The 252-nt window shown below is 61.1% G+C and carries 1 pseudogene; it reads left to right on the top strand.

Features of this window, described 5'->3' with window-relative positions:
• Window positions 1-53 precede the first annotated feature (53 nt).
• Window positions 54-252 (top strand): annotated as a pseudogene (locus FKP22_RS31670) (IS256 family transposase); the annotation flags it as partial.

Here is a 252-nt window from a genome sequence, read left to right as displayed (position 1 = left end):
GGGCCTGTCAGGAGATTTGTGTGTGAGGCATAGCATGTCGACAAGGAACATGAATGCCACGCAAATCGAAAACCGCAATGGTTGCGGACAAGGCGGCGCAGCCGCAATTCTCAGCCGCAGCGCTTGAGCAGTTGATCCCCGGGCCGGTGACGCCGGCTGAGCTGGAGAGCATCTTCCAGCAGTTCAAGAAGGCCGTGATCGAACGGGCCTTGGGCGCGGAGATGGGTCACCACCTGGGCTACGCAGCCGGTG

The sequence above is a fragment of the Ideonella azotifigens genome, assembly GCF_006519715.1.
GTDB lineage: Bacteria > Pseudomonadota > Gammaproteobacteria > Burkholderiales > Burkholderiaceae_C > Ideonella > Ideonella azotifigens.
The sequence above is the reverse complement of the archived record's forward strand: the minus strand, read 5'-3'. Positions and strand labels throughout refer to the sequence as shown.